The organism is Flavobacteriales bacterium TMED191 (genome assembly GCA_002171975.2).
Taxonomy (GTDB): domain Bacteria; phylum Bacteroidota; class Bacteroidia; order Flavobacteriales; family TMED113.
The window spans coordinates 1-8636 of the sequence record NHIO02000008.1 but is presented as its reverse complement, the minus strand read 5'-3'; the positions used below and the strand labels follow the sequence as shown (position 1 = coordinate 8636).

Below are 8636 nucleotides of genomic sequence, written 5' to 3'. Positions count from 1 at the left end.
GTTAGATGATTGATACGTTCAGTAAAAATGGCAAAAGAAAAAGTAAAAGAAGCATGAAAATCACTCACGTTATTAGAGGAGAGGAGTGGCTTCCTTCAGCGCCACTACATATTTTTTTATACGACTGTTTTGGATGGTTGAAATCAGCCCCTAAATTTGCGCACCTCCCGTTAATTTTAAAGCCTGATGGAAACGGAAAGTTAAGTAAAAGAGATGGAGATAGATTAGGTTTTCCCGTATTCCCAATTAATTGGACCTCTCAAGAAGGTGAAGTGTTTCCTGGTTATCGTGAAAAGGGCTTTTCAAGTGATGCATTTGTTAATATGTTGTCTTTTTTAGGATGGAATCCAGGAACTGATAAAGAAGTTTTTTCAATGACAGAGTTAATTTCGGCGTTTTCTTTAAATCGAGTAGGTAAGTCAGGTGCAAAATACGACTACACTAAAACGAAGTGGTTTAATCAACAGCATTTAAGGCTTAAATCGGATACAGATTTATTTGAGTTGTTGATATTAAAAGATGATTCTATATTAAATAATTTCTCAAAAGAATTTATATTAAAGGTTATTTCATTGGTTAAAGATCGGGCAGTTTTCGTGTCTGATATTTTTGATGAAGCATCATGTTTTTTCAATGAAAAAATTGATTTTGATTCATTAGCTATTGAAAAAAAATGGAATAAACAGATGATCCCTCATTTAAACAATATTTTAGACTCTTTAGTGGCTCTTGAAGAGTTTGTGGCAGAAGATATAGAGTTAGTTTTTAAAAACTATCTACAATCAAATAATTTAGGTTTTGGAAAAATCATGCCAATGTTAAGAATTGCGGTTACCGGTAAAATAGCAGGTCCATCACTGTTTATTGTGATGGAATTACTTGGATCAAGCAAAGTTCAAGGTCGCATTAAGTATGCTTTAAATACAATTGTATAGTGGGAAAAATTTTAATTCGGGATTTAATTTTGTATAGCTATCACGGTTGCTATAATGAAGAGAATAAAATAGGATCAAAGTATAAGTTAAATATTTGGGTTGAAGGTAATTTTTCAAAAGCTGAAAAGACGGATTCGCTATTTGATACGGTTGACTATGTTGCACTTACTGATTTAGCTGCAAAGGAGATGTCAAAATCATCTAAGCTAATTGAACATGTTGCAGATCGAATTATCACAAAGATAATCAATAAATGGCCGCACATAGAACTTGCGGGGTTGACAGTAATTAAAATTTCTCCCCCTATGAATGAACTTGTTAAATCTGTCGAGTACACTGTTGAACGACGTCAGCAATAAAGCGCAATTTTATTTTGTATAACTTTTTTTATTATGTTTGCAGTCTAAATTCAGGTCGGATGGCCGAGTGGCTAGGCAGTGGTCTGCAAAACCATCTACACCGGTTCGAATCCGGTTCCGACCTCTTTTATAATAGGTTCAATAAGTATTTGGTATCGCCTATACTCTTTCTAAATTAGGTCCAGATATAATAATAAAGTTATTAACAAAAAATTAACAATTTTCTTTTGTTTTTTTAATTTAAAATAATTAACTTGAAGTCGTAGGATTGCCCCCATATTGTGCTCGTTTTCCTGCTTATTAAATTATAACAAGTTGATTTTCAGCGCATTAGGTTGTGTTGAGACCTTTATATTTTGTATTAAAAAATGAAAAAAATTATACCCCAAATTCTTAAAAATTAGTAGCTATGAAAAATTTATTCTTTACGAGATTATTATCTCTCTTCCTTTTTTTGTGTTGTTCTTTTAGTTTTGCGCAAAATGATTTTGATCAAGATTATTTTGATTATTCCATAACTGACGGAAACATGATTATTCAAATTTCTAATGATGTTCTAGATGCTGTAATGGACGATGGTGATATTATTGGAGCTTTTTTCACTAATGACTCTGACGAGCTTCAGTGTGGTGGAGCTGCCATATACGCTTCTGACCAACTTGCAGTTGCTGTTTGGAAAGCTGAGGGTTCAGACAATGGATTTGATGGTGGTGAAGATCTCACTTGGATAATGTACGATGCTTCGGATGATGTAAATATTAATCTAGCTGCTGAAATGAACACATCGGCAATTTTTACTGACGTGTTTGAAAATAATGGTTTTGGTCAAGTGTTGTCTTTTAGTGTTGCGGTAGAAAGCGATTGTAATGACGACGACGCTGCAATGGCACCGTTTGGTTGCGCTACAGCAATTACAGCTTTTACATGTAGTGGAGAGTGGAATGGAATGACAGTTGCTGATGCTTGTCCTTCGAGTTGTGATAACTGTGCAACTTGTGAGGATGATGATGATGCAATGGCACCATTTGGTTGTGCTACAGCAATTACAGCTTTTACATGTAGTGGAGAGTGGAATGGAATGACAATTGCTGATGCTTGTCCAGAAAGCTGTGACGCCTGTGGTGGAGACTCAGGCCCAGTGTTAGGATGTACTAATTCAGATGCTGACAACTATAATTCTTTTGCTACTGAGGATGATGGTTCATGTATTATTTCTGGATGTATGTGTGATATAGCGATGAATTATAATGCAGCTTCAAATAATGATAACGGAACTTGTGTTATAATGTCTGGTGGCTGTTCAGATCCAAGTGCTCTTAATTATTCTGGAGATGCTTGTGAAGGTGCAACATATGTTGCTGAAGACTGCCAATATCCTTTGCAAGATGTTGATTGGGGCGATGCTCCTGATACTGATTGTAATGCCACCATATTAATACCAGCAGAAGCTGATATTATAATTAATGGTGAATCTCCATCAATAGGTGATTTAATAGGTGTATTTTATACTAATTCTAATGGTAGTTTATCATTAGGTGGGTATGCTGAATGGACAGGAAATGTAACTTCTATTGCTGCTTGGGGGTCTGAAGCTGGTGATGATAATGGTTTTCAGGTTGGAGAAGAATATATTTGGTATATATATGATATATCCACTGAAGAATCAATAGCTGCATTAGAAATTCAAATGAGTTTTGGTGATAATAGCTATTCTTGTAATGGTCTTTCTGGCCTAGCTTCATTATCTGCTTTTGGTATTATTCCTGGATGCACTGACTCAACAGCATTTAATTATAATGAAAATGCAGAGGAAGATGATGGTTCTTGTTGTTATATTGGAGGCTGTACTGATATAGACGCATTCAATTATGATTCAACAGCATGCTTTGATGATGCTTCATGTATTGCCATAGTGGAAGGCTGTACTGATTCAACAGCATTTAATTATGATTCAAGTGCAAATACAAATAATGAATCTTGTTGTTATATAGCTGGATGTACAGAACCAGAGGCATTCAACTACAATTCAGATGCATGCTTTAACGATAGTTCTTGTATTGAAGTTATAATTGGTTGTATGGAAGAAGGGGCATGTAATTACGATTCAATAGCAAATACACCAGGCGATTGTGATTTTGGAACTTGTGCAGGCTGTACAGTTTCAACTGCTTGTAATTATGATGTTAATGCTACTATTAATGATGGTTCATGTTTAGAGTTTGATGAATGTGGTGTTTGTGGTGGAGAAGGTATTTTAGAAGGTGAATGTGATTGTAGTGGCAATATAGATTTAGGATGTGGATGTGGAGAGGTTGCTCCATCTGGTTGTGATAATATTTGTGGATCAACAGCAGTATTTGATGAATGTGGTGAATGTGGTGGAGATAATAGTACTTGTAGTGGATGTACAGATTCAGAAGCATTTAATTATGATTCAACTGCAATAATAAATGATGGGTCTTGTGAATCTAGCCCTTTTGGAAATGAACCTGATACAGATTGTAATGCAACTATTTTAATTCCTGGAGATGCAAATATTAATATTAATGGTACTCCTCTTTCATCTGGTAGTTGGATTGGCGTATTTTTTACCGATCAAAATGGAGAATTTGCATTTGGTGGTGGAGCACTATGGAATGGAGAAACAACTTCTATAGCTGCATGGGGTTCTGAGGCTAGTGAAGATAATGGATTTCAAACTGGAGAGGAATATGCATGGGCAGTATACGATATAACAACAAGCCAGATCATATCAATGCCATTAGTTGAGTATTCATTTGGTAGTAACTTATATTCATGCAATGGTTTATCAGGGATTTCATTATTATCAAATCAGATTATTTTAGGATGTTTAGATGAGGCTGCTTGTAATTATGATATTAATGCTAATACTGAAGATAATTCATGTATTTACCCACTTGAAATTAGTAGCAATATTTCAAATGTAACATGTTTTGGTGAATCAGATGGTGCAATTAACCTAAATGTATTAGGAGAAACAAGCAATTATACATTAGTATGGTCAAATGGAGAAATATCTGAAAGTATAGATAATTTACTAGCAGGAACTTATTCAGTTACTATAGTTGATGAAAGTGATTGTGATAGTCAAGAATTAGAATTTATAGTATCAGAACCCGAAATATTGTCAGTTTCAGTTTTTGTTAACAACACTTCATGTAATGGAGGTAATGATGGTTCAGCTGAACTAATAGTTTCTGGAGGAAACACCCCCTACTCTACTGAAGATTTATCTTCTTTAGATGCAGGATTATACACAACTATAGTAAGTGATGTTAATGGATGTGAAACTTCAGTAGACTTTATTGTTTCAGAACCAGATTCATTATCTGTTTCTACATCTATAATAGATGTTTCATGTAATGGCGGTAATGATGGTTCAGTTGAAATAATAGTTTCAGGCGGAATAGCTCCTTACACAAATGCTGGTCAATTAGAATCTTGCGATAATATATTAATTTGGGAAACTCCAGATACAGATTGTAATGCCACAATTTTATTACCAGCTGATATCAATACAGTTGTTAATGAATCTAGCTTAACAGAAGGAGATCTTATTGGTGTATTTTACACAAACAATAACGGAATTTTGTCCTGTGGTGGCTATATTGAATGGACGGGTACTGTAACATCTATTGCAGCTTGGGGATCTGAAGCTGGCTTAGACAATGGATTTCAATCAGGAGAAGTGTACACATGGTATATATATGATACTGAAACTGGTAACTCTATTCCAGCGACAACTAATATGAGTTTTGGTGACAATACTTACTCTTGTAATGGTTTATCGGGTATAGACTTAATTAATGGTGCTTGTAGTACAGATTCTGGACTTAGTATATCTGATTTAGAGGCAGGAACCTACTCAACAACAGTATTGGATGCTAATGGATGTGAAACATCAGTTGAATTTACTATATCTGAACCAGATATATTATCTGCATTTGCATCTGTAACAGATGTTTCTTGCAATGGAGGAAGTGATGGTATAGCAGAATTAACAATATCAGGGGGAACAGCTCCTTATACTACTGAGGATTTAAATGGATTATCAGCAGGTAGTTACTCTACAGTAATAGTTGATTCAAATGGGTGTAGTGCTGAAGTTTCATTTAATGTTACTGAACCTGAGCAACTTGAAGCTTCTGTATCAGTAATAGATGTTTCTTGTAATGGAGCAAGTGATGGTTTAGCAGAATTAACAACATCAGGGGGAACAGCTCCTTATATTACTGAAGATTTAAATGAATTATCAGCAGGCAGTTACTCTACTTTTGTGGTTGATTCAAATGGATGTACTGCTGAAGTTTCATTTAATGTTACTGAACCTGAGCTGCTTGAAGCTTCTGTATCAGTATTAGATGTTTCTTGTAATGGAGAAAGTGATGGTTTAGCAGAATTAACAATATCGGGGGGGATAACTCCTTATACTACTGAGGATTTAAATGGATTATCAGCAGGCAGTTACTCTACAGTAATAGTTGATTCAAATGGTTGTGAAACAACAGTTGAATTCACTATATCAGAACCTGATGAATTAATAGCTACTGTTTCAGTAACTGATGTTTCTTGTAATGGTGGCAATGATGGTTCTGCTATCCTATCTATAAATGGTGGTACTGGTGAATATATCTTATTAGAAAGTTCTCAACAAGATGAACCAACAACACATCAAATCAGTGCTGGTATGTTCTATTATAGCCCTTCAAGTATTACAATAAATCAAGGTGATATTGTGACTTGGGTTAATGATATGGGATTTCATGATGTTAATGGTGCTGATAACTCAATTACAAATGAACCATTTAATAATCCTGAGTCCTTTGATTCACCTGCTACAAGTAGTGTTGGTGCGACAATATATACTCACCAGTTTAATATTCCAGGTGTATATAATTATGATTGTTCTGTAGGATCTCATGCTGCTAATGGTATGACAGGGACAATTATTGTTAATGAAGTTGTATATACAACTAATAACTTAAATGATTTAACCGCTGGGGATTATACAACAACAATTATAGATGAAAATGGATGTAGTACTGATGTTTCATTCACTGTATCTCAGCCTGATGAATTAATAGTATCTGCTTTAACAACAGATGTTTCTTGCTTTGGAGAAAATGATGGTTCCGCTATCCTATCTATAAGTGGTGGAACTGGTGAATACACAACTGAAGATTTAAGCAATTTATCTGCTGACGTATATACTACTACAGTAACTGACGAAAACGGATGTACTACTGATGTCTCATTTACTGTGTCTCAGCCTGATGAATTAATAGCTTCTGTTTCAGTAATAGATGTCTTATGTTTTGGAGAAAATGATGGTTCAGCTAACCTAATTATAAGCGGTGGTACTGGTGAATACACAACTGAAGATTTAAGTAATTTATCTGCTGACGTATATACTACTACTGTAACTGATGAAAACGGATGTACTGCTGATGTCTTATTTACTGTATCTCAGCCTGATGAATTAGTAGCTACTGTATCCGTAACAGACGTTTCCTGTTTTGGAGAAAATGATGGTTCCGCTATCCTATCTATAAGTGGTGGTACTGGTGAATATATATCAGAGGATTTAAACAATTTATTTACTGGTACATATACTACAGTAGTAACTGATGCAAATGGGTGTTCTACTGATGTTTCATTTACTGTAGCTCAGCCTGATGAATTAATAACTACTGTATCCGTAACAGATGTTTCTTGTAATGGTCTTAATGATGGTTATGCAGAACTAATAATAACTGGAGGTACAGCCCCTTATACAACTGAAGATTTAAATGGATTCACAGCTGGTAATTACTCTACTATAGTAATTGATTCAAATGGATGTGAAATGTCTGTAGAATTTACTGTATCTGAACCTGACGCTGATCCAATATATGATTGTTTTGGTTTTTGTTTAAATGACATTGATGGAGATTTAGTTTGTGATGAAAATGAAATAATTGGATGTCAAGATGAAGAGGCAGACAACTATAACATAGATGCTACGGATGCTGGAGTATGCGAATACCTAGGTTGTACTGATATATTAGCTGTAAACTATGATTCTTCTGCAAATATTGATGATAATTCATGTGAATATGGACCTTGGGGCCCAATTGAACCAGGACCAGCAAATCATCAAATTGCCATACCAGAATATGCAGATTTAACATTTGACGGTGAAGCACTAACAATTGGAGATTGGATAGGTGTCTTTTATACAGGTCTAAATGGAGAACTTGTATGTGGCGGTTCGGTATTATGGACAGGAATCACAGTAAATATTCCTGCATGGGGAGCTGAACAAGGACAAGATAATGGGTTTCAAACTGGAGAAGAATTTACGTGGATAATTTGGGACAATGAAACTCAAGAAGAGTTAGTTGCAACAGCAACCTACTTGGAAGATGGATCTGTTCCAGATACTGACACATATATTAGTAATGGTCTCAGTGCTATTTTAAGTTTAAATGCTGAAAGTTCAATTACTCAAACTATTCCGCTACCAATTGGTTGGAGTTATTGGTCAACATTTGTTCATCCTGAAAATGCTAATATAGAATCAGTAGTAACAGATGTTGCTGATAATGTAGATATAGTCAAAAGTTGGTCTGGTAATGTATATTGGCCTTTATTCTCAATTAATACAATTGAAAATATTGTTAGAGGAGAAGGTTATCAAATTAAAATGAGCGCTAATGATGAGTTAGTAATTCAAGGTGAATTAACACCATCCAATTACAATATAAGCCTACCAGGAGGATGGTTTTTAATTGGCTATTTGCATCAAACAACATATAATGCTGCAGACATGATGCTTCCAATTGTAGATAGTAATAATTTAAGTATTTTAAAAGATTATCTCGGTAATGTATATTGGCCTTTATTTGGTATTAATACAATTCAAGAAATGACTCCTGGTCAGGGTTATCAAATAAAAAATGAGACAAGTGGAACATTTAGTTATCCTTCAGGTGGTAGATTTGCATCTAGTGATGTTACAATAGTAGAAAAGACTGTATATTATGAAACAGCATCTAACACTGGAAATAATATGACAATAGGTCTTCCAACAACAGCTTGGGAGGTGATGCCAGTTGTTGGTGATGAGATTGCTGCTTACGATGAATCAGGAAGATTGATTGGAAGTACTTCATTCACTGGTGAGAACATCGCTCTTACAGTTTGGGGAGATGACTTAACAACAACTGCTAAAGATGGTTTAGCAATTGAAGAGAAAGTTACATTCAAACTATGGAATTCTGATATGAATACTGAGTCTACACTAGTTGTAACTAAGTGGGATGCAGGAAGTGATGCATAT

The 8636-nt window shown here is 34.9% G+C and carries 3 protein-coding genes and 1 tRNA gene; all 4 read left to right on the top strand.

The features are described 5' to 3' along the window. Nucleotides 1-5: 5 nt before the first annotated feature. The gene (locus CBD51_000590) at nucleotides 6-935 is read left to right on the top strand and encodes a hypothetical protein (protein ID RPG60666.1); all 930 of its coding nucleotides are present in this window, start codon (nucleotides 6-8) and stop codon (nucleotides 933-935) included. Continuing rightward, nucleotides 932-1294, top strand: coding sequence for a dihydroneopterin aldolase (gene folB, locus CBD51_000585; GenBank protein RPG60665.1), 363 nt, complete (start codon nucleotides 932-934; stop codon nucleotides 1292-1294). Before CBD51_000590 ends, folB begins: the two co-directional genes overlap by 4 nt. Nucleotides 1295-1347: 53 nt before the next feature. Then, nucleotides 1348-1418: transfer RNA gene (locus CBD51_000580), tRNA-Cys, on the top strand. 285 nt (nucleotides 1419-1703) lie between these two features. Further along, nucleotides 1704-8636: hypothetical protein (locus tag CBD51_000575; GenBank protein ID RPG60664.1), on the top strand; the 6933-nt coding region annotated here is incomplete at its 3' end.

Bases quoted from the DNA above. Each gene is read 5' to 3' on its own strand.
- CBD51_000590 (RPG60666.1), top strand. From the start codon at position 6: ATGATTGATACGTTCAGTAAAAATGGCAAAAGAAAAAGTAAAAGAAGC.